Origin of the sequence: Legionella massiliensis, assembly GCF_000756815.1 — a bacterium.
Classification (GTDB): Bacteria; Pseudomonadota; Gammaproteobacteria; order Legionellales; family Legionellaceae; genus Tatlockia; species Tatlockia massiliensis.
On sequence record NZ_CCVW01000001.1, the window covers coordinates 104,744 to 126,962 of the forward strand.

Genomic DNA, 22,219 nt, shown 5'->3' on the forward strand with positions numbered 1-22,219 from the left:
TGAGCGCAATAAGTAGCCAAATCATAACAACAATTTATTGATTTGTCTATTTTTTTTATGCGTCCGAAGAACGGCCGTCTTGTAAGGGACAAACAAACTAAAAATCCTTTTAACCATTGAGTTTCCCGTGGTGTAACCACGGGAAACTCGAATCTTTTTGGGGGATTGTTATTTTGTCCTATACAAAGATACGGCCTAAAGACTGCCCTTGGTATTATTCAACTTGTTCCTCTTGCCGACGCAAGAAGGCAGGGATATCCAGATAATCGACATCTGGCACCGAGGTTTCGTTTACTGGTTTAGCTGGGGCAGCTGCTTGCTTACGCATTACAGCTGGTCTATCAAGATACTGATAATCCAGAGAACCATCACTACGAGTAGATTCTGTCATACGGCTTTTAGCTATTATTGTTTGTTGCTGTTGGCCTCGCGCACGTGCATCACCAAGACCTGTAACAATAACAGTGACACGCATTTCATCAGTCATCTCTGGGTCAATTACTGTACCAACAACAACTGTCGCATCATCAGAAATGAATTCTTTGACCACATCACCAACTTCTTCAAATTCACCGATAGACATATCTAAGCCAGCAGTAATGTTGACCAAAATACCGCGTGCGCCGGAGAAATTGACATCCTCTAGCAGAGGAGAAGCAATTGCCGCTTCTGCAGCTTGGCGAGCCCTTTGCTCACCCGTAGCACTACCTGTCCCCATCATCGCCATGCCCATTTCTGACATGACCGTACGAACATCGGCGAAATCGACGTTAATCAAACCGGGACGGGTAATTAAATCTGAAATACCTTTGACTGCGCCTAAAAGAACATTGTTTGCCGCTTTAAACGCATTAAGCAAGCTGATATTTTTACCGAGAACGCTCAATAACTTATTATTTGGAATAGTAATTAGGGAGTCTACATGTTCGGCTAAGCGGCGGATTCCTTCTTCTGCAGCCAAGGCACGTTGCTTGCCTTCGAAGGAAAAGGGTTTTGTAACCACGGCAACGGTCAAAATACCTAATTCCTTTGCAACTTCTGCAAAAACGGGGGCAGCGCCTGTTCCAGTTCCACCACCCATACCGGCAGTAATAAAGACCATATCAGCACCAGCGAGAATTTCTTTGATTCGATCTCGATCTTCTTCAGCTGCTTCACGACCGATCTTTGGATTGGCACCTGCACCTAAACCTTTGGTTAATTCGTCACCCAGTTGAATATGAATCTTCGCATTGGAGTTTTTAAGTGCTTGAGCGTCTGTATTTGCACAAATAAATTCAACATCATCTATTTTTTCAGCGACCATGTGCTCAACAGCATTACCACCGCCACCACCTACACCTACGACCTTAATCACGGCATTGTCTTGCTGATGACTTTGCGTTAATTCAAACATGAGACCTCTCCACTAAATTCTGCGATTAGATTAGCAGTAACTGCGGCACTTATTAATTTTTTGCACGCAACTACAAAACCTGGGTTAAAAATTACCGTTAAACCATTCTTTCATTCGTTTCCACATACCCTTGGTATTATCGCTCAAAGCTGGAACATTATAACCACCTTCATATTGCTGTTGAAAGCCATGGAGCAATAAACCAACACCTGTTGCCAATGATGGATTGGCAGTAGCTTCTACCAGACCGGCGACATGATGAGCACAACCTTGGCGAACAGGCATTTCAAAACACATTTCAGCCAATTCGACAGCACCTTGTATACAGGAACCACCACCGGTGATAACCATTCCAGCAGCGACCCGTTGTTCAAAACCACTGCGCCTCAGCTCATTACGAACTAGAGAAAACAATTCCTCATAACGCGCGGAAACAACTTCTGAGAGAACCCTGGCAGAGATTTTTCGCCCCGGTCTCTCACTAACACTTAATACCTCAAGCATTTCATTCGGATTCGCTAACTCTGGCATTGCATAGGCATGTGCAACCTTAATTGCTTCAGCAGCCTTTGTTGGCGTGCGTAAAGCCATGGCAATATCATTGGTCACTTGATCGCCGGCGATAGGAATTACTGCTGTATATTGAATTGCACCTTCTGAAAATATTGCTATATCGGTAGTTCCACCACCAATATCAACCAGACAGACACCAAGTTCTTTTTCATCCTCTGTTAGCACGGCATGACTGGATGCTAATTGCTCGAGAATTATATCGTTCACCTCAAGACCACAGCGACGTACACATTTCGCAATATTCTGCGCCGCGCTGACAGCGCCAGTCACCACATGGACCCTTGCCTCTAAACGAACACCAGCCATACCTATTGGTTCGCGAATACTACCTTGATGGTCAATGATAAATTCTTGCGGCAGGATATGAAGGATTTTCTGATCGGCAGGGATCGCGACCGCTTTTGCGGCATCGATTACACGCTCTACATCTGCTTGTGATACTTCAAGATCACGAATCGCAACAATACCATGTGAATTTAAACTACGGATATGGCTACCTGCGATCCCAGCATAGACTGTGCGTACCTCGCAGCCAGCCATAAGCTCAGCCTCTTGAACTGCGCGCTGGATTGTATTAACAGTTGCCTCAATGTCAACCACAACACCTCTTTTCAATCCACGGGAGGGATGATTTCCTATTCCAATGATCTCAATTGCACCATCAGCTGTCACTTCACCAATAAGTGCTACAACTTTGGAAGTTCCAATATCCAGACCGGTAATGATGTTTTTTTCTGATTTTTTAGCCATTATCTTCCCGTTTAGTAAGCTCTTTATTTAGACCTTGTCAAAACCTAAATTAAAGTGTTACTCCCGATTATTTTTTCCATTGCACCGCCATACCTCGCGGATACCTTAAATCAACACTTGCTAATTGCTCAGAACGTTCAGCGAACACGGCTGGATAAGCTTTGCAAAAACGCGTCATTCGCATATCCAAATCTCGTTTTCCTAAACGTAACTGCACCCCATTTGCTAATGTAAGCTCCCAAGCATGATTATCACGCCATTCCAGTGCCGACGCATGCAAACCATAAATTGATAATATCTTACTCATTTTTTCGTAAACTTGTAAGACTTCTTTCTGCTGATTAGCAGGACCGCTTAGATGCGGCAATGGTGAACTACTCAGCTCACCACCCTCATTAAAAATTTCCCCCCCCTGAGTGACCAAGGCCTTATTCCAGGTCGCTACAGGGATTTTCTCAATAAGCGTAATCTTTAAAGTATCAGGCCAAATACGCTCAATCTGAACGTTTTTTGTCCAATCCAAATTAGCCAAATCTGCGTATAATCGCCTGACTGATAAGGTAAAAAAGCTTGAACTCAAGTAGTCTGTCAGCACAGTCTCAAGATCTTGATGAGTGATATGCTGATAACTGGCAACAACTTTCACCGTGCTGATTGGAAAGCGTTGTGGATCAGCTACAAACAAATAGATCAGGCGAGCAGCCAAAAAGAATGCCGCAACGATTAGCACAGTTAAAAAGCTTGCGTAGCGCAATCGCCCTGAATCAGCATCCATCCATTCGCCTCACTACTTACCTTATTGATAACTGGTTACTAATTGCTGGCGGCAACGCTGATGTGCCATAGCCAAACTAACTAATTCATTTAAAAGATCTTTATACGCCAATCCACTTGCCTGCCATAATTTTGGATACATGCTAATAGAGGTAAAGCCAGGTAGCGTATTGATTTCGTTAAAATAAATCTCATCCTTTTGCTCGTTGACAAAAAAGTCAACTCTCGCCATCCCCTTACATTTCAATCGCATAAAAATTTCTGCGGAAATATTTTGCAATTGCCCTAAAATTTTTTCATCAAGTTTAGCAGGGACATGTAATTCAGTTTGATTTGATTCCAAATATTTTGCTGTATAGGAATAGAAACCATCTGAATGGTTGACACAAATTTCGCCAGCAATACTAACTTTTGGTTGCGAGGCAGAAGATATATTTTCCAAAACTGCCAGTTCAATTTCACGACCGGCCAGGAATTCTTCAACTAGAATTGTTTCATCATAGCGCAAAGCATCTTCGATGGCATTTGCCAATTCGGCAGCATTTCTTACTTTATGAATTCCAACACTTGAACCAAGTGAACAGGGTTTTACAAATAACGGCCATCCTAGATCAGCTACTACTTGCTGACAGAATTGCTGTCGCTCTGCTGCATTGCTATGCCAAGATAGCGTGCGATACCTTGCTGAGCGAATATCATCACCGCAAGCAACTCGTCTGGCCATATCTTTGTCCATACCAATTGCTGAGGATAAAACATCACAACCCACATATGCTACGCCGGCCAATTCCAGCATACCCTGCAAACAGCCATCTTCATAAAGAGGACCATGTACAATAGGGAAAACAACATCCGCATCGACAGCAAGACGCCCCTCAACTAATAAGCTAGCAATAGAGATAGAACGCGGAGTCGTCACTGGCAAACTATCGGGGAAAGCGAGTAATTCTTGGTAATCATTTTGGTAAAAGCGACCTTCTTTATCCATTCCTACAGGAATAATATCGAATTTATTGGCATCCAAGTTTGCCAATACGGAGGCTGCTGAAATAAGTGAAATTTCGTGTTCACCAGATTTGCCTCCATAAAGTAATAATAATTTTGTTTTTGTCATTAAAGATCTCCAAGAATGTGCACTTCACGAATCAATTCAATATCCGTTGTTTTGCGCACAGTGTCACGCACTAGTTCAATGAGTGACTCAATATCATTTGCAGAGGCAACACCCTGATTAATTATAAAATTTGCATGTTTTTCCGAGACAATAGCCCCGCCTAGTTGTTTACCTTTTAAACCACAGGACTCAATAAGACGAGCAGCAAAATTTCCCGGTGGGTTTCTAAAAACCGAACCACAGTTGAATTCATTGATCGGTTGAGTGTTTGCACGATAAGCCAATAGTTCTTTGATAAGTTGCAGAGACTTTTCCTTCTCCCCTGGAGATAAACGACAGGTTGCAGCAACAAACCATTCATCCTCCTGCAGGCCTGTAACATGGCGATAGGAAATTGCGAACTCTTCTGGCTTACGAATCCTGATCTGGCCATCACGTGTTATTGTTTCAACTTCAACAACTGTCTGCCAGGTTTCTCTGCCGGAGCAACCTGCATTCATGCGCAAAGCACCACCCATAGTCCCGGGAATACCAGCCCAAAATTCACCATCGGTCAAATTTGCGCGGGCACTAAATCTTGCCATCGTTGCGCAGGACACTCCTGCCTCAACACGCACCAAACCATCAGCAAGCAGATTAATTTCTTTCAAACAACCTTGGGTTAAAATAACCGTTCCAGAGAATCCAGTGTCTCTGATGAGTGAATTGGAGCCTAAACCCAACCATAGTACAGGCTCATCTTTAGGGAGCTGTTTAAGAAACAAGGCCAAATCAGCAACGCCTGCCGGTTTGAATAGTTTCTTAGCAATCCCGCCAACACGCCAGGTTGTGTAGTCAGCTAAAGGCTCGTTAAAAAGCAATTGCCCCTTAAACTCGACGGGGCTTAGATTGATTTTATCGTCTGAGGTTTTCACACTGATTCTCTCGCTGTTTGCATCAGATTGAGTGCCATTTGGCCAACACTGCCAGCCCCCTGCATTAAAATAACATTGCCATCACGAATCAACTCATCCAAATGTTGCAGCAAATTTTGTGCGGTCACCAATCTTGCATTAGGGCTCTTTTCTCTAATTTGCTGTAATAAGGCTTCACTGGTCATACCAGGAATTGGCTGTTCACCAGCAGAATAGATATCCAGAAGCAACAGCTCATCTGCCATGCTCAGCACATTAACAAATTGTGAGAACAGGGATTGAGTACGGCTATATCGATGAGGTTGAAAAACATGTATCAGCCGTTTGTCCGGCCAAACCCGGCGAAAGGCGTCTATTGTCGATCTGATTTCTTGCGGATGATGGCCATAATCATCAACAACAATGGCAGAACCTTGTTCAAAACGTTTCTCACCAAGCATTTGGAAACGCCTGCCAACCCCTTCAAACTTGAACAAACTATTGATAATTGCTTCGTCGCTTACATTAAGCTCAGTTGCAATGGCAATCGCCGCTAAGGCATTCAGCACATTGTGACGGCCTGGCCATTTGAATTTAATTGTCAACGGTTCATGAGGAGCAGGGCGTATAACATTAAATTCGCTCAGCATGCCATTTTGCGTCCAATCAGTCGCACGATAATGAGCATCTTCACGGAAACCATAGGTGCGGATAGGTCGTTGGACTGAAGGCAGAATATGGCAAACTTCCTCATCTTCAATACAAAGCACAGCCAAGCCATAAAAGGGTAAATGATGCAGAAATTCGACAAAGGTATTACGTAATTTATCAAAATTATCGTCATAGGTGCCCATATGATCGGCATCAATATTAGTCACTACTGACATCATCGGCTTGAGGAATAGGAAGGATGCATCACTTTCATCTGCCTCAGCAACGAAATAAGCAGATTTTCCTAGCTGCGCGTTAGAACCACGACTATTGAGCTTACCGCCAATAACAAAGCTGGGATCGAGACCACCTTCGGCCAGTATAGAGCTGACTAAGCTAGTTGTTGTCGTTTTTCCATGGGTTCCCGCGATGGCAATACCATGGCGAAAACGCATTAATTCAGCGAGCATTGCAGCCCGTGGAATTACGGGAATTGCTTGCTCTCTGGCAGCAATAATTTCTGGGTTATCATCAGCTACCGCAGTTGAGCGGACGATTACATCTGCCCCCTTGATATTTTCAACCTGATGTCCCAGATAAACCTTAACACCCAACGATTGTAAATGTTGTACTGTCCGGCTTTCACTAAGATCAGACCCCGTAATACGATAGCCTTCATTGTGTAATACCTCGGCAATACCACACATACCAGCACCGCCAATACCAACAAAATGTATCTGTTCCACTCGCCCCATCCGTGGTGACAAGAACTGTTCTATGTTGTCCATAGAGTTCCCCTTTTTATTATCAATAACCGTTCACGACTGTGAACGAATAACTATTATGATGTTGGTGTTCTCAGCCCTAGAGCCTGCCAACGATTCTCATGATCAATACGTAATATAAGCGCTATGACCACACAATTAACAACAATACTGGCACCACCGTAACTTAGCATAGGTAAAGTCAAACCTTTCGTGGGTAGCAACCCCGAATTGACTCCCATATTAATAGCAGCCTGTAATCCCAGCCAAAACGTTAAACCATAGGCAGTAAATGCAGCAAATAACCGTTCTTGGCTATGTGCTGTAAAGCCAATCATTAAGCCTCTAATAACCAGTATACTATACAAAATTAGCACGAGAGAAACGCCAATTAATCCTAACTCTTCTGCTAGTACAGCAAATAAAAAATCCGTATGAGCCTCAGGCAAATAAAACAATTTTTGAACACTTTCGCCGAGCCCAACACCTAACCATCCTCCTCTTCCAAAAGCAATCAACGACTGGGTAAGTTGATAACCGGAATTGAACTGATCGGCCCAAGGGTCAAGAAAGGCTGTTAGACGTGCTACACGATAAGGCGATGACAAAGCAAGCATTACAAGCGCACAACAAACAGCTATCATTAGTCCTAGATAATATCGCAGCTTTACTCCTGCTAAGAACAGCATAACCATTACCGTACCAGTTATAACCACTGTCGCACCAAAATCAGGTTCCCTCAAAAGAAGAACAGCAACAACTCCCAAAACAATCATGGGCTTAATAAAACCGATGATACTTTGGCGAACACTCTTTTGCTGACGCACTAAATAGCCAGAAACATAAAAAATCATTGTCATCTTAGCTAATTCGGAAACCTGTATCCCAATGGGACCAAAGGCAAGCCAGCGTCGGCTACCATTTACTGAACGTCCAATGCCAGGGACTAAAACAATCAATAGCATCAATAAGCAAACTAGCAATAAAGGCATGCTGGCCCGTTCCCATGCCGAACTATCAACACGCATTACGACGATTGCAGCCATAAATCCTGCGAACAAATAGCATGCTTGCCGAATCAAAAAATGAAAAGGCTGATGATAGTATTTGGTTGAAATCATGATAGAACTTGAGGCAACCATCATTAAACCGATGATGAGTAAACCAAGAACCGCTCCTATTAACCACTTATCATATAAAGCAATGGGTTTACTCGTTGGTTTACCGCGTTGATTGTAATGACGGGGTTGCAAAGTGCTCACAAATTACCCACCAATTTCGCAAAGGTCTCGCCACGGTGATTAAAATTATCAAACATATCAAAGCTTGCGCAAGCAGGTGACAACAGCACAACATCACCTGGCATTGCCTGTGATTTAGCAAGTGTAACAGCACTGTCTAGCGAAGGCGCTCGCAGCACTGGGACAACATCGGATATTGCGTCTTCAATCTTATCAGCGTCTTCACCAATTAGCACAACTGAGCGGACATAGTCTGCCACAGGTGTACGAAGTTCAGTAAAATCTGCTCCCTTACCTACGCCACCGGCAATCAATACAATTTTCCCTTGCATGGAACCTCCTATTCCAGAAATGGCAGAGATAGCTGCCCCTATATTCGTTCCCTTCGAATCATTAATCCAATCAACGCCATCAAGACTGCGCACCCACTGGCAGCGATGTGCTAAGCCTGAAAAAGTTTCCAATACTTTAACCATAGCCTCTCGCTTAATGCCGGCTGCTGTTGCTAAAGCACAGGCAGCTAAAGCATTCTGCCAGTTATGTTTACCTTTTAGACGTATTTGTTCGATAGCTAGTATCAGCTCTTTACCCTGCGCTAAATAAGTTTTGCCATCTTGCTCAATGATTCCCCATTGCCCATCGGCGGGTTCATCCAAGCCATAACTAGCCATAGCCGCTTCCCCCCCAACCCGCTTAGAGGAAGGAATTGTCTGATTATCTTCGCGGTTATATAAAAGAAAATCTGTGTGATTATAAATACGTTGTTTGGCATCAATATAGGCCGCAAGGCTATGATGCCTATCCAAGTGATCAGGTGAAATATTTAAGATCGTTGCTGCAACAGGTGCTAATGAATGCGTCAGATCCAATTGGAAACTTGATAATTCTAAAACCCAAAGGTCATAGTGTTTATCATCATCCAAAAGGTCAAGAACGGGTAAACCGATGTTCCCGGCAACAGCGACCTCTAGGCCTGCTTCTCTTGCCATTTCACCAATTAAAGTGGTTACTGTTGACTTACCATTGGTACCGGTAATTGCAATGATAGGCGAGTTTAACTCACGCGCCAGACATTCAATGTCCCCATAAATCGGTATATTGCGTCGGACAGCCTCCTGCATAAAAGGTTCATCAAGAGCAACCCCTGGGCTTGCAATGATAGCAGCTAATTGCTCATACACCGTTGATGGTAATTCACCCAAAAACACATCGACCCCTGGAAATTCCCGAGTAAAATCTGCCAAGCCTTTAACACTGTGTCGCGTATCAAAAACGATGAAGGGCTTGTTACGCCGGCGTAAATAACCAGCGATGGAATGACCTGTTTGTCCTAAACCTGCAACTAAATAGAGGGATTGGCTCATGATTGCACCTATCGTAATTTTAAAGTTGCCAAACCGCAAAGTACGAAAACAACGGTCATAATCCAAAATCGTACAATGACTTTGGGTTCAGACCATCCCTTTAATTCAAAATGATGATGTAAAGGGGCCATGCGAAATAAGCGTTTGCCGCCAGTGTATTTAAAATACCCTACCTGTAAAATAACAGATAGTGTCTCGATCACAAACAAACCACCCATGATCAATAACACTAATTCTTGCCTAACGATAATCGCCACAATGCCAAGCGCAGCGCCTAAGGATAAGGAGCCAACATCGCCCATAAAAACCTGGGCGGGATAACTGTTATACCAGAGAAAACCAAGACCTGCGCCTACCAGCGCTGAGCAAAAAATAGTGACTTCGCCAGTATTGGGAACATAGGGAATTGCCAAATAATGAGCATAGACCGCATTTGAACTAGCGTAAGAAAATACACCCAAAGCACCAGCAACCATTACGATTGGCATAATAGCCAAACCGTCGAGGCCATCTGTCAAATTCACGGCGTTACTGGAGCCTACTATGACAAAATAGGCAAGCACCGGAAAAAGAGGCCCTAAGTCAACAACTAGGTTCTTGAAAAAAGGAATAGTCAGTTGGGAATTAACAGAAATATCTGGGCTCCAATAAAGATAAAAGACCGCAGCAAAAGCAATTAACGATTGCCAAAAATATTTCCAGCGCCCAGGTAATCCCTTAGAGTTTTTGTGGACTACCTTGCGATAATCATCTATCCAGCCCACTATACCGAAACCAGCTGTTACCAGAATTACGATCCAAAGAGCAGGTTGCCGCAGATCTCCCCAAAGCAATGAGCTGACTAAAACTGCAAGTAAAATTAAAACACCGCCCATAGTGGGTGTGCCTGCTTTGGATAAATGAGTTTTGGGTCCATCATCGCGCACCATCTGGCCAATTTGCAAATTTCGCAACCAATTAATCATCAGCGGGCCGCAAAACAAACCAACAAGGAGAGCAGTTAAGGCGGCTAAGATAGAACGGAAAGTTAAATATTGGAACACTCTAAACGCATGATACTGTCCTTGTAATAGCTGCGTTAACCAATAAAGCATATTTTATTCACCCCTCATTAAAAAAACCTTTGTATATCACACCTTTATCTAAGGTCGCGCAAAAAGCCGCCAATAATAGCACATACTTGGCAAATCAACCCACCAATTGCTGTACAATTTTTTCCATCGCTGCGGAACGCGAGCCTTTTACTAATACAGTTGTATCTTTATCAAGTTTAGAGAGCAAATCTCGCGCCAACTCATCTTGATTCTTATAGTGTTTTGCTGTGGCGCCAAAGGCTTTGGAAGTATATTCGCTATGAGTACCGCAAGTGAGCAATAAATCAATTCCCTGACGATAGGCTGCATGGCCAATTTCCTCATGATGTTGCTGTGTCCATGCACCTAACTCACCCAGATCCCCTAAAACAAGTATACGACGCCCCTGTCGGCCAGCCAGTACATTAACAGCTGTTAACACTGAGCGCAGGTTAGCATTATAAGTATCATCGATAACGACTGACTGATTTTTGCCGCTCAGAAATGTCATTCTGCCTGCAACTCCACGGAATTGTTGCAAACCTTCAACAATATCTTCTAAAGAGATACCTACTGCATAACAACAAGCCGCCGAAGCCAGTGCGTTACGTACAGTATGCTCACCAGGAATTCGTAAAACTACAAGAGCATGCCCAGTCGGCAAAACCAACTCAAAATGCGCGCAACCTTGCTCGTCAAAAGACAGGTTGCGAGCATAAACATCCGCAGGTTTATTTAACGAAAAGCGCAGCACTTTTTTATTGGCCAGAATGTCATCCCAAAAATGCGCATAATCATCATCTGCATTGACGACAGCAAGCCCTTCTTCAGAAAGTCCCTGGTAAATTTCTCCTTTAGTGCGAGCAACTCCGTCAATTGATCCAAAACCTTCAATATGTGCCGGAGCAATGTTATTAATTAACGCAACCTGTGGTTTAACAATAGCGACCGTATAGGCAATCTCACCGGGATGATTAGCACCCAGTTCAAACACGGCATAACGATGCTCTGGTTGCAATTGCAATACCGTTAGAGGTGCTCCGATATGGTTATTTAAATTGCCAGGCGTAGAATGAGAAGGTTTGGGTAAAATCGCTGCAATCATTTCTTTGACTGTCGTTTTACCATTAGAGCCTGTAAGAGCAATCACAGGACAATAGATGGTTTGACGATGAAAGCTTGCAAGTTTTGCCAAGGCCTGCAAAGTATCGTCTACAATGATTTGTGGCACTGAAACCTGACTATCAAGGCGAGTACAGAGCACGGCTACAGCCCCATTGGTTACTGCATTCTGAATAAAATCATGACCATCAAAATTTTCGCCACGTAAAGCAATAAATAAATTTCCAGGCTTCACCTTTCGGCTATCAATACCAATACCGGTTATAAAGGTGTCATTTGAACAACTACTATTAAATAATTCAGCAATCTTCTTTAGGTTCATGGGTTTTTATAAATAGTCAAAAGTCTAGTTTACTGATTATTCATGCAACCCACCAGCCCTATTTAGTTTGCCAAAATCTTGTTATATAAAGTTCAAACTTCTTCACCAAAATAAGTGTGATACAGGTTTAAATAATCCCCATTCACTTCCATGTTTTGTAACTGACTATTAATTTGCTTAATTAAGGTGCTTTGTTCTGGTAATGCAATGATTCCTATTCCTTTTCCAATAATGGTGTCTTTGTCTAATTTCTTAAAGCTAGAATCGCTCTGTATTAACCAATAATTTGCAGTTGATGCATGCATAAAAGCCGCATCCAATGCCCCTTGATTAAGGTCATTTATAATATCTAGCATATTAGAATATTGTTTGAGCTGAAATTGATTATAAAAATTGGAGGTTAAATAATCGATAAAAGCCTTTCCGTTTAGGTCATTAACAACACCAACCGTCTTACCTTTCAAACCCGTCAAATCTCTTAGCGAGCTATTTTGGGAAACAATAAACTGCCCACGACTAAGCACATAAGGTAAGGAAACCGAGTATTTTGCTTCTCGGTCAGGGGTAATCTCTATGCCTCCAATAGCCAAATCAATCTTTCTATCATTAAGCGCAGAAAATAACTTTTTGGAATCCATTTGCACAAAAGTACAGTGAACCTGAATTCTCGCACATAGTTTATTGAGTAGGTCGAAATCAAAACCTTCGTTTTTGGTGATAATAAATGGCGGATAAAAGTAAACAGTCCCTATTTTGATGTCCGCGTATCCGGAAGAAAAATAAGATAAAAAAAGCAGAAAGCAAACTATCAATCTCATGAATACTACTCCTTATGTTGAAATTGAATAACTAGTTTAAAACTGTCATAAAAATCCTATCGTCTTAATGTTAGCAAAACTTGCATTAATTTCTCCTGTTCGTCTGCGGCAATTTTGATAGTAAGAGTCTTTATTCGAGAACTGGCACCACGTGAAATTTCGATTTGCTTTTGTTGTAAGCCTAATTCCTTTGCCAAATATTGCACTAACATCTTATTTGCCTTGCCATCCTGAGCCCTGGCTTGCAAACTAATCTGCAAACCAGCCGTCTGATCAATAAAAATCGCATTTTGCTTAGAACTCGGCTTAACCTTTACTTGCAGGCTAAGCCCCTGGTTAGTAGCCCTAAGCCAAGGTAGATTCATAATCCTCAATATTCAGCAACTTTCGATAATGCGCTAAACCAACCTCTGACAAAGGTTGTTTGCGTTCGTCTAATAGATAAGTATCTAAGCCGTCTCTTAACTGTTTTGCTGTTTCATGCATGATATAGAAACGTTCGGCATCTATTGTTGGATTTCCAGAAGCCTGCATGAATAGACAGAGCCCACGCACACTAAAAGCACCGATATTTTGCAAATCAAAAACACCGCTAGCTGTTGCAGCTGCTAGGCTACAAAGAACTGGTCCCTGGCCATTGGCATGTTGATGTCTGTGAAATAAATTACCCTCTCCATAGCGTAAACCTGCAGCAAGAACAGTTTGTAAAAGCTCATAACCTGCTAATTGGCGATTCTCTTTAGCTAATAAAAACATCATCAAAGACTTACCTGCTTTATCGCTACTCTGGCTCGTCGTTGCCCCCACTTCGTCCCCGATTGACGGCACTTTGCTAGCTGCCATTTTAATTACCGGCTTATCAGCAACATTCTCTTCACCTGGTAACTCGTAATTGACCTTTCGTACTGCAATAATATCGTCAAACTGCTTAGTCTCAGTTTGTCCCAGAGAAGGCGGATAACTGACAGGAGCTAAACTGCGACGCCGCGCTTTCATTAAACGGCCAATAGCAATCACAACCCCAATGAGTAGCAACACATTAAGGATAAGACTCCAGTTTGCCTGCATGTTTTACTCCTAGTTCTAGTTTTTTCTACGAAGCCTCAGTCATTGCTAAGGCTTGCTCTACATCCACAGCAACTACCCGTGATACACCTGGCTCACGCATGGTTACTCCTATTAGATGATCTGCCAATTCCATTGTTACCTTGTTATGGGTAATAAACAGGAACTGAACGAATTGTGACATTTCTTTCACCAAAGCACAAAATCGCCCAACATTCACATCATCTAAGGGTGCATCTACCTCATCTAACATACAAAAGGGTGATGGATTCAATTGGAAAATTGCAAAGACCAGCGCAACAGCTGTCATCGCCTTTTCCCCACCTGACAGCAGATGAATCGTACTATTCCGCTTGCCAGGGGGCTGTGCCATTACTAAAACACCAGCCTCCAAAAGATTATCACAGGTTAACTCTAGCATGGCACGCCCTCCTCCGAAAAGACGTGGGAAGAGTGCTTGAAAGGCTGTATTGACTTCATCAAAGGTTGCTCTTAAACGCTGTTGCGTCTCTTTATCCATTTTCTCAATAGCAGCATCCAGCGTGGCTAAGGCTTCTGTTAAATCCTGATATTGTTCATCGAGATGCTGTTTACGCTGAAACTCACTATCATATTCTTCAATTGCAGCTAAATTGATTGCTCCAAGGCGCTTAATCTTCTCTGTCAGCTCTTCTAATTCCTGCTCACGCAGCAACTGATTCACATGCTCCGGGATCGCACTAAGAATCGTATCAATCTGACCATCCAATTCTGCCAATGATTCAAGAACAGCTGTGGCACGAACAGCCAGGGCTTGCTCTTGCATTTGCTCTTGTTGAATTTTCTCCTGGACAGTCTTAGCAAATTTTTCCTCTGATCGGACAAGTGAGTCCCAAGACTCCAAACGGCTGGTTAGATCATTTAGTTGATCTCGCCTTAAACTCAGTTCCTCTTCTAATTCACTATGCTGCATAACTTTTTCAGACAAGCATCCCTGCAACCTATGATCTGGGTTCTCAAGCTCGATTAGGCGATTAGCTAAGGTTTCTAGACGCTCATTCAAAATCTCCAGACGACTCTGCTCACGTTGCACATTATCTTTAAGTTGCTGAATTTTTAATTTTTCTCGATCAGCTTGTAACTGTGCCTGGTGCAAAGTAGAGCGTGCCTCATCGAGCTCAATTCGGCTTTGATGTAAACTCTCATCCCAACTTGCCTTTTCAGCGGCTAGCTGGCTTTGCTCCGATTCATATTTTTTCGCATCTTGGCTGGCAGTAGTATAAAGTTGCTCTGCACTTTCTTGTTGGCAAACCAGCTCTTCCAGATCAAAACGCAGCGCCTCAGACTCTTCTGATAAGGCATTTTTTCGTGTTTCACTCTGTTGGAGTACCCGTTCTTTGTGACTGACCTCTGCTTCACAGGCGCGCGAGGTATCTCGACTTGCTGCCAATTCTTGTTTTGCAAGTTCAAGCGCCTGTTCGCTGTCTTTTAGATGTTCATGTAATTCATCACGCTTGTCTTTTAAAACAGATAACTCTTCTTCAGCTTCAGCCAGCGTCTCTTTAATTTCCGTTAATTCAGCCTGTCTTTCCAGCAGACTAATTTCATCTTGAGTTGCTGCACCAGCGGTCTTTAGCCATCCTTTGCCTAACCAATACCCTTCCTCGGTAATTACAGACTCATCTTGGCCTAGCTTGTCTAAATAAGCGATGGCCTCTTCAAGGGAAGACGCTGTATAGATTTTATCAAGGCAGTGCACCCAGTTTGGTTTCAAACCGCTAATTTTGTCAGACAATCGTGGATGAGCACTTTGGTTATCACGAGCCTGGTTGCAAGTGATAAACTGGGCGGCATTTGCTTCTAAGCGATGAATCTCCGGCCACAGAATATCCATTGATTCCAGTACGATAGCCTGTAGTCCCTCTGCTAAAACAAATTCACAAGCCAATTGCCAATTTTTTTCTACACTGATTGTTTCAACCAACCGCGATTTATCAGCCCATTGCGCTAGATTTGCTGCCTTAGATTCTCGTCCCAGAGCAGTCTGTTGAGCAGCAAGCAAGCGCGCTTGTTGGGTATTTAGGCGATGCAATTTGTCTTGAGCCTGATGCACTAACTTCTCTGTTTCCGCTAATTGTTGTCGCACCATTGCAGTAGCGGCAATCAGTTGTTGATTCTTCTCTTCATCTGCCTGAACCTTAGCTTTAAACTCAAACATTGAGGCCTTCTGGCTTGTCAATTCTTCATTCAGCCCTTCAACAGCAACTGTTTTTAGTTCGTCATCTATTTTTTCTAAGCGCGCTAGAATCTGTTGGCGCCGCTCGGCCAGATGTTGCAAACGCAACTGCTCTACCTGTGTTTCACGTTGAGCCTTGTTCAATGCAGCCTGAATTTGCTGGGTTTTAAGATTCCAACTAGCCTGCTCCGCCTGCTTTTCCTGCAAAACCTGTTGTTTAAGGTTGAATTCAGCATCTAGGGTTTGCAGACTCTCTTGTATTGCAATTAAAGCAGATTCACTTAAGGTTAAGGTTTCCTGATCTTGTTCTAATTGGCTATTAGCATCCTGCCAATCAGCCTGCATTTGTTGTTGATCGGCTAGTAAACGTTGCTTTTCACGTTGATGTTGCTGGAGCCCTTCTTCTAATCGGGCAATCTCTGTTGCCAATTGATAAAAATTAGCCTGTACCTGTTGAAAGGCTTCATTATCATCGTGTAACTTTTCGCGAACTTCGGTGCTCTGTTTATAGGCCTCTGTCGCATTCGCTTGGTGTTTTTCATAATCCACTAACAAATGCTGTAACTCGTTTTGCTTGCGTTGTTGCTCCTGAGTCAAAGCGTGCCATTTGAGAGCCAGAATCTCAGACTTGCACAAACGCTCCTGTGCTTTGAGTTCTTTATAGCGCTCAGCTGCTCTGGCCTGGCGCTCGAGGCGTTGAAGTTGCTTGTCTAATTCGTCGCGAATATCGGCAACCCGTGCCAGATTTTCACGAGTATGTTCAATGCGTGACAGGGTTTCACGTCGGCGTTCTTTGTATTTCGAAATCCCGGCTGCTTCTTCAAGGTAGGCGCGCAATTCTTCTGGACGGGCTTCAATGATTCGAGAGATTGTTCCCTGACCAATAATCGAATACCCCCGGGCACCGGCTCCTGTTCCAAGAAAAATATCAGTAATATCGCGGCGGCGGCAGCGACTGCCATTTAAGAAATAGGCGGAGTCACCATCACGGGTTACCAACCGCTTCACAGAAATTTCTTGATAGCTAGCATATTGGCCTGTCAAACGGCCCAGACTATTATCGAAAACCAATTCAATCGAAGCTTGGCCAACGGCCTTGCGGTGGGAAGAGCCATTGAAGATAACATCAGTCATTGATTCGCCGCGCAGATTTTTTGCTGAGCTTTCACCCATAACCCAACGCACAGCATCAATAATATTTGATTTCCCACAACCATTGGGCCCCACTACAGCAACCAATTGACTGGGAAAGGGAACAACTGTAGGGTCGACAAAGGACTTAAAGCCTGCCAGTTTTAACTGTTTCAGGTGCATTAGAAGACTAGCGAATTCAAAAGCCCGGATTATAACTCAGAATAAGGCTTAAGGCGAAGTTTGCATCCCTGCAAATCTCAATCCTTTAGGAATATGTATTGCCTTGATTAACTTCCTCGGTGAGGAGAGGGTCAAAACCGATGGAAGCAGCCAAACTATCAATCAAATTGATTGTTGTAGTTTGTTTGCCCAATATTGAGAAAAATCTTGTTGTCATGTTTTGTCCGGTATTTAAGATATCAAAACGTGAACTACCCCAAGTCTTTCTATTATCTGTGCTAATAGCCTTATGTTTTTCACTATAAAACTCAGTTAAAAAGTTTTTAACTTCATCCATATCTTTCAGACTTGTTATATCTACAAGAAATTGGTGAAGCACTGTGGCCTTTCTTTTTTCACTTAAATCAATAAGGCCACAGAAATAACTATGAGAGCGACTATCCTCAGTCAAGGTAGTTTTTAGATAGACTTGCAATGCATTATATTCAGCAGATGCTATGAAAGCATTGAGCTCAGGCGCATGTCCCAGGCCTGCCTTTCTTTGCTCATGTAGCCGCCTATCTTTAAGCGCTGCTTTAGTAGCACCAAGAAAGCCTCTGCGGGCTTGTGGTTGCAAGTCACTAGGATCTAGGATGGGAGATGGAGCCTTTATATCTCCTTGAGGATAATTCTGCCTATAGGCTTTCTTGAGCGCTTCTAAATGCCCATCAATAAAACTTTGTCGCTCAGGAGCAACTTGTACACTTTCCGTATCCCTTCGCCAGATCAAATAACTTGCCGCATTTCGTAAAGCCGCTGCATAATTTGCCAGATTAGCCTCTGAATTTTTCTTCTTTAAAGCCGCAGCAAAACGCTCAACCATTTCTTGCTGATTTTTCCAGTGATTTGGAGTCGTAAAGTTTGTACTTGTTATGTCTGCAATTCTACCCGCATAATCTTCAACATCATTTAAATGATAAGCCATTATAAAACTCCTAAGTAATAAAGCCTGGCGATTATAACTCAAGTCGGTATAAAAATAATCAGCTTATCCTATCAAACATGTCTATAATTCTTACAATGAAGTAAACGCTCTCACTAAGAAGAATTGACGACCCGCTATAAAACACGTGAGAATAGAATGAGTTAACAATTGCCTTCAGGAGCTCGGATGACCCAGGACACAGAACTTAGTGAAATCATGCAAGCGGTTGCAGCAAAAAGCATGAGAATTCTGGAAGGCTTTCAAAAACAACCTGCACAGCTCTCTAAAATTGTAAAACAATATATTGATTTAACTAAAGATTTCCAGTTAATGATTTCAGTTATTCTGAAAAATCCCGAAGAAGTATGGCGCATGCAAATGGCCTATTGGCAGGATGCATTTAGCCTCGCCCAGGAGCAAATGAACCATTGGCTAGAAGGTAAGCCCATGCCGATTAGTGATCGACGCTTTAGTAGCGAGGAGTGGGTTAATAATCCTTTTTTCAATTTCATGAGCCAACATTATCTATTGGCGAGTGAGCATATGAATTCCTTACTTGAGCATATGGAGTATAGCGACAAGCAACTGTCCAGACGCGTGCAATTCTTCGCCCGACAATATTTGGATGCTCTATCCCCAGCAAACTTCTTGCATACCAATCCGCAATTAATGGCTGAAACGATACAAAGTCATGGCAAAAATTTATTAAAGGGCCTACAAAATCTGCTAACAGACATGGAGGCAGGCTCCTCACGGCTCATTATCAAAATGACCGATACCGATGCCTTTAAAGTCGGAGTTAACCTCGCTACAACCCCGGGCAAGGTCATTTTCCGTAATGAAATGATGGAATTGATTCAATATACGCCACAAACAGCTAAAGTGAAGTCCATCCCAATATTGATGATTCCGCCCTGGATTAACAAATACTACATTCTTGATTTGAGTGAAAATAATTCATTGATTGGTTGGCTAGTTAAACATGGAATTACAGTCTTTGTTGTTTCTTGGATAAATCCTGACGCCAGCTATGCGAAAAAGGGACTCTTTGATTATCTGAAAGATGGACCTATGGCAGCCATTAAAGTTATCCAGCAACAACTTAAGGTAGAGCAGGTAAATACGCTTGGTTTTTGCATTGGAGGAACCCTTCTTGCCTGTACATTAGCCTATCTCAAAGCCCACAATGAGAATCCGGTCAATTCAGCTACTTTTCTAGCAGCAATGATCGATTTCAGTGATCCAGGTGATATTTCAGTCTTCATTGACGAGCAACAAATTCTCCACATTGAAGAGGAAATGCATGCCAAAGGATTTTTAGATGGGCGCTTTATGGCCAGTACATTTAACTCTCTGCGTGCTAACGACCTTATCTGGTCTTTTTTCATTAAAAATTACTTGCAAGGGCAAAATCCAGTACCCTTTGATATCTTGTATTGGAATGCGGATGTCACCAATATGCCAGCGAAAATGCATTCTCAATACTTACGTTGGATGTATCTGCATAATGACCTAATCAAACCCGGAAAAATAAAGTTAAATCACATTCCTGTTGACGTTACTAACATTGAGATCCCTACCTTTTTTGTTTCAACTAAAAAAGATCATATCGCGCCCTGGCAAACCACCTATCTCGGTTTTCAACATATGAAGGGAAAAAAGCGATTTCTACTTGGAGGCTCAGGCCACATTGCTGGAATTATTAACCCTCCAGAAAGTGGAAAATACGGTTTTTACCATAATGTAAGCACCACTCAAACCGCCGAAGAATGGCTGGCATCTGCCAAAGAGCGAAAAGGCTCATGGTGGCCAGAATGGTTGGATTGGTTAAAGACACAATCCGGACGCTTAATTAATGCACCAGATTTTGCCAAGTTACCCTTTCCAGGACTTATGGATGCTCCTGGTAGTTACGTTTATAAAACTTATAAGGAACAACCACCAAAAGAGACGAATGAAAATCAAGATTCTAGCTCCTCATAGCGCTCACACCCTATTCGCCGAATAGTCTAGACACTGTTATCCTGAACAACGTGATTGTGCAGCCTAAGTAATAGCTCACGCGGGATGTAAAAATCTTGGAGAAAGTGGACTTTCCTGAGTACGGAGTGATCTATTACCAGCCTAATACATATAAAAAAAAGACTACCCATAGGTAGTCTTTTTGTGAATCTTGTACTCTTAGTGTTTTTCGTTTTTCTTAACTTCTTGTACAAAAGAAAGCATTGCTTTTTCGATGATTTCAAAGGACTTTTGCATATAGTCAAGTGCTTTGTGACCATTTTCAACTGCCAAGCCAATTTGTTTTTCAATTAACTCTTCTGGTTTTTTAAGGCTGGCTAATTCTTCTGGTTTCAGATACGTTAAACCTTGTAGTGTTTTTACGTTCAACTCAGCGATAGCTTGAAAAGGTGCTTGTACTTTTTTAGCCATTTCAGTCCACTTTTCATATGGTTGGTTCATGTCAATCTCCTCAATATGTTGCACCGCACAATAATAGAATAGTACTATCCTTTATCTGTTGTCAAGCTACTTAGTGTAATTTATTTTGCACTGCAACAAAAATAGCTTATCGAGTAAATCTAAACCTAGGAAACCTGAGCTATTACCTATCGCTTAAAAAAATCTTGCCATTGTTTCATAAACTCTTGCATCTGTTCATTCCAGGAGTCGCTTGTCTTTTTATAGTCGTTTATGTATGGATTTTCTTCTACAGTGCCTTCCATACCTGCAAACATTTTTCCCAATACCTCTTTAAAGGATTGATTCATTGGGTGGTGAGCAAGGATGATTAATTGGCGTAGCATTTCTGAGGATAAAAACCGTGTAGTACCACTTTCCATTTCGACAAAAATTTGCAGCAGGGTCGCATTGGTGATGTCCTTTTCGCTGGTAGAATCCTCAACACGAAAAGGCACCCCCTCAAGCACATAACGTTGTAGATCTTCCACAGTAATATATTCACTACTTTCGGTGTCATACAGTCGGCGATTTTTATATTTTTTTATTAGTCTTATCATCGTTCTCTCAATCTTGCTTTAGCATCGCTTACATGTATTGACCACCATTTATATCAATGTTTGCGCCAGTAATAAAACCAGCCTCTGGTGCTGCCAGAAAAGCTACCACTTCAGCAATTTCCTCAGGTCTTCCTAAGCGGCCGACAGGAATATTAGCAATGATGCTTTTCAAAACTTCCTCTTTAACCGCAGCCAACATAGGAGTTTCAACATAGCCTGGAGAGATTGTATTTACAGTAATACCTTTAGCCGCAACTTCCTGCGCTAAGCTTTTACTAAAACCATAAAGGGCGGCCTTAGTCGCAGCATAATTACATTGGCCAAGTTGTCCCTTACGGCCATTAATTGACGAAATACTGATAATTCGGCCGTAGCCCCTATCAATCATTGCTGGAAGAACATTTCTTGTGACATTAAACACACTATTTAGATTAGCATCGATGACCTGCTGCCATTGTTGTAGAGTCATACGCTTCAAACTAACATCCGCGGTAATACCTGCATTATTGACCAATACGTCAATACGGCCATAACGCTCCATAACCAAGTTAGTTAATTTTTCACAATCTTCGAATTTTGATATATCCGCATATATGATATCGATATCATAACCAGCTTCTTTCTGCTGTGCTTGCCACTGCTTCGCCTCTTCATGCTTTCCATCTTTAAAATAGCAGGCAACTACATTATATGTAGTAGCAAGTCGTTTACTGATAGCTGAGCCTATTCCCCCTGTTCCTCCAGTAACAACAGCTGTCATTCGCTCCATAAATAACTCCTCTTTAT

At 42.5% G+C, this 22,219-nt stretch carries 19 protein-coding genes; 1 reads left to right on the plus strand and 18 read right to left on the minus strand.

Features of this window, described 5'->3' with window-relative positions; all coding sequences use genetic code 11:
* Window positions 1–214 precede the first annotated feature (214 nt).
* The 15 genes from ftsZ to BN1094_RS00565 form a co-directional block, all read right to left on the minus strand.
* Entirely contained in the window at window positions 215–1,396 is a 1,182-nt protein-coding gene (gene ftsZ / locus BN1094_RS00495) for a cell division protein FtsZ (RefSeq protein ID WP_043872480.1), read from the minus strand.
* Between the two features lie 84 nt (window positions 1,397–1,480).
* Window positions 1,481–2,719 (minus strand): cell division protein FtsA, encoded by a 1,239-nt coding sequence (ftsA, locus tag BN1094_RS00500; protein ID WP_043872481.1) that lies wholly within the window; start codon window positions 2,717–2,719, stop codon window positions 1,481–1,483.
* Window positions 2,720–2,786: 67 nt separating this feature from the next.
* Window positions 2,787–3,494, minus strand: a complete 708-nt coding sequence (locus BN1094_RS00505; protein WP_043872482.1) for a cell division protein FtsQ/DivIB — start codon at window positions 3,492–3,494, stop codon at window positions 2,787–2,789.
* Window positions 3,495–3,515: 21 nt separating this feature from the next.
* Entirely contained in the window at window positions 3,516–4,607 is a 1,092-nt protein-coding gene (locus BN1094_RS00510) for a D-alanine--D-alanine ligase family protein (protein ID WP_043872483.1), read from the minus strand.
* Entirely contained in the window at window positions 4,607–5,521 is a 915-nt protein-coding gene (murB, locus tag BN1094_RS00515) for a UDP-N-acetylmuramate dehydrogenase (protein ID WP_043872484.1), read from the minus strand. Before murB ends, BN1094_RS00510 begins: the two co-directional genes overlap by 1 nt.
* Window positions 5,518–6,939 carry a UDP-N-acetylmuramate--L-alanine ligase gene (gene murC / locus BN1094_RS00520; RefSeq protein ID WP_043872485.1) on the minus strand — a complete coding sequence of 474 codons (1,422 nt, stop codon included), beginning with the start codon at window positions 6,937–6,939 and terminating at the stop codon, window positions 5,518–5,520. The genes murB and murC overlap by 4 nt, the downstream gene beginning before the upstream one ends.
* Window positions 6,940–6,992: 53 nt before the next feature.
* Window positions 6,993–8,177, minus strand: a complete 1,185-nt coding sequence (ftsW, locus tag BN1094_RS00525) for a putative lipid II flippase FtsW (RefSeq protein WP_099908947.1) — start codon at window positions 8,175–8,177, stop codon at window positions 6,993–6,995.
* Window positions 8,174–9,520, minus strand: a complete 1,347-nt coding sequence (gene murD / locus BN1094_RS00530) for a UDP-N-acetylmuramoyl-L-alanine--D-glutamate ligase (protein WP_043872486.1) — start codon at window positions 9,518–9,520, stop codon at window positions 8,174–8,176. Before murD ends, ftsW begins: the two co-directional genes overlap by 4 nt.
* Window positions 9,521–9,528: 8 nt before the next feature.
* Window positions 9,529–10,614 (minus strand): phospho-N-acetylmuramoyl-pentapeptide-transferase, encoded by a 1,086-nt coding sequence (gene mraY, locus BN1094_RS00535; protein ID WP_043872487.1) that lies wholly within the window; start codon window positions 10,612–10,614, stop codon window positions 9,529–9,531.
* A gap of 94 nt (window positions 10,615–10,708) precedes the next feature.
* On the minus strand, window positions 10,709–12,037 hold the full coding sequence (locus BN1094_RS00540) for a UDP-N-acetylmuramoyl-tripeptide--D-alanyl-D-alanine ligase (protein WP_043872488.1): 1,329 nt from the start codon (window positions 12,035–12,037) through the stop codon (window positions 10,709–10,711).
* Window positions 12,038–12,129: 92 nt separating this feature from the next.
* A complete protein-coding gene (locus BN1094_RS00545; RefSeq protein ID WP_043872489.1) occupies window positions 12,130–12,855 on the minus strand; it encodes a transporter substrate-binding domain-containing protein in 726 nt (241 codons plus the stop codon).
* 56 nt (window positions 12,856–12,911) lie between these two features.
* Window positions 12,912–13,220 (minus strand): DUF167 domain-containing protein, encoded by a 309-nt coding sequence (locus BN1094_RS00550; RefSeq protein WP_043872490.1) that lies wholly within the window; start codon window positions 13,218–13,220, stop codon window positions 12,912–12,914.
* Window positions 13,201–13,923, minus strand: coding sequence for a cell division protein ZipA C-terminal FtsZ-binding domain-containing protein (locus BN1094_RS00555; RefSeq protein ID WP_043872491.1), 723 nt, complete (start codon window positions 13,921–13,923; stop codon window positions 13,201–13,203). Before BN1094_RS00555 ends, BN1094_RS00550 begins: the two co-directional genes overlap by 20 nt.
* A 25-nt stretch (window positions 13,924–13,948) precedes the next feature.
* Window positions 13,949–17,449 (minus strand): chromosome segregation protein SMC, encoded by a 3,501-nt coding sequence (gene smc, locus BN1094_RS00560; protein ID WP_043872492.1) that lies wholly within the window; start codon window positions 17,447–17,449, stop codon window positions 13,949–13,951.
* 85 nt (window positions 17,450–17,534) lie between these two features.
* Entirely contained in the window at window positions 17,535–18,413 is an 879-nt protein-coding gene (locus BN1094_RS00565; protein ID WP_043872493.1) for a hypothetical protein, read from the minus strand.
* Window positions 18,414–18,599: 186 nt separating this feature from the next.
* Between BN1094_RS00565 and BN1094_RS00570 the strand changes: the two genes are divergently transcribed.
* Window positions 18,600–20,396 (plus strand): PHA/PHB synthase family protein, encoded by a 1,797-nt coding sequence (locus BN1094_RS00570; protein ID WP_043872494.1) that lies wholly within the window; start codon window positions 18,600–18,602, stop codon window positions 20,394–20,396.
* Window positions 20,397–20,594: 198 nt separating this feature from the next.
* On the opposite strand, the gene BN1094_RS00575 is transcribed toward BN1094_RS00570, so the two are convergent.
* From BN1094_RS00575 to phbB, 3 genes are all read right to left on the minus strand, one after another.
* On the minus strand, window positions 20,595–20,876 hold the full coding sequence (locus BN1094_RS00575; protein WP_043872495.1) for a phasin family protein: 282 nt from the start codon (window positions 20,874–20,876) through the stop codon (window positions 20,595–20,597).
* Window positions 20,877–21,022: 146 nt separating this feature from the next.
* Window positions 21,023–21,433 carry a polyhydroxyalkanoate synthesis regulator DNA-binding domain-containing protein gene (locus BN1094_RS00580; protein ID WP_043872496.1) on the minus strand — a complete coding sequence of 137 codons (411 nt, stop codon included), beginning with the start codon at window positions 21,431–21,433 and terminating at the stop codon, window positions 21,023–21,025.
* A 28-nt stretch (window positions 21,434–21,461) separates the two neighbouring features.
* On the minus strand, window positions 21,462–22,202 hold the full coding sequence (gene phbB / locus BN1094_RS00585) for an acetoacetyl-CoA reductase (protein WP_043872497.1): 741 nt from the start codon (window positions 22,200–22,202) through the stop codon (window positions 21,462–21,464).
* Window positions 22,203–22,219 lie beyond the last annotated feature (17 nt).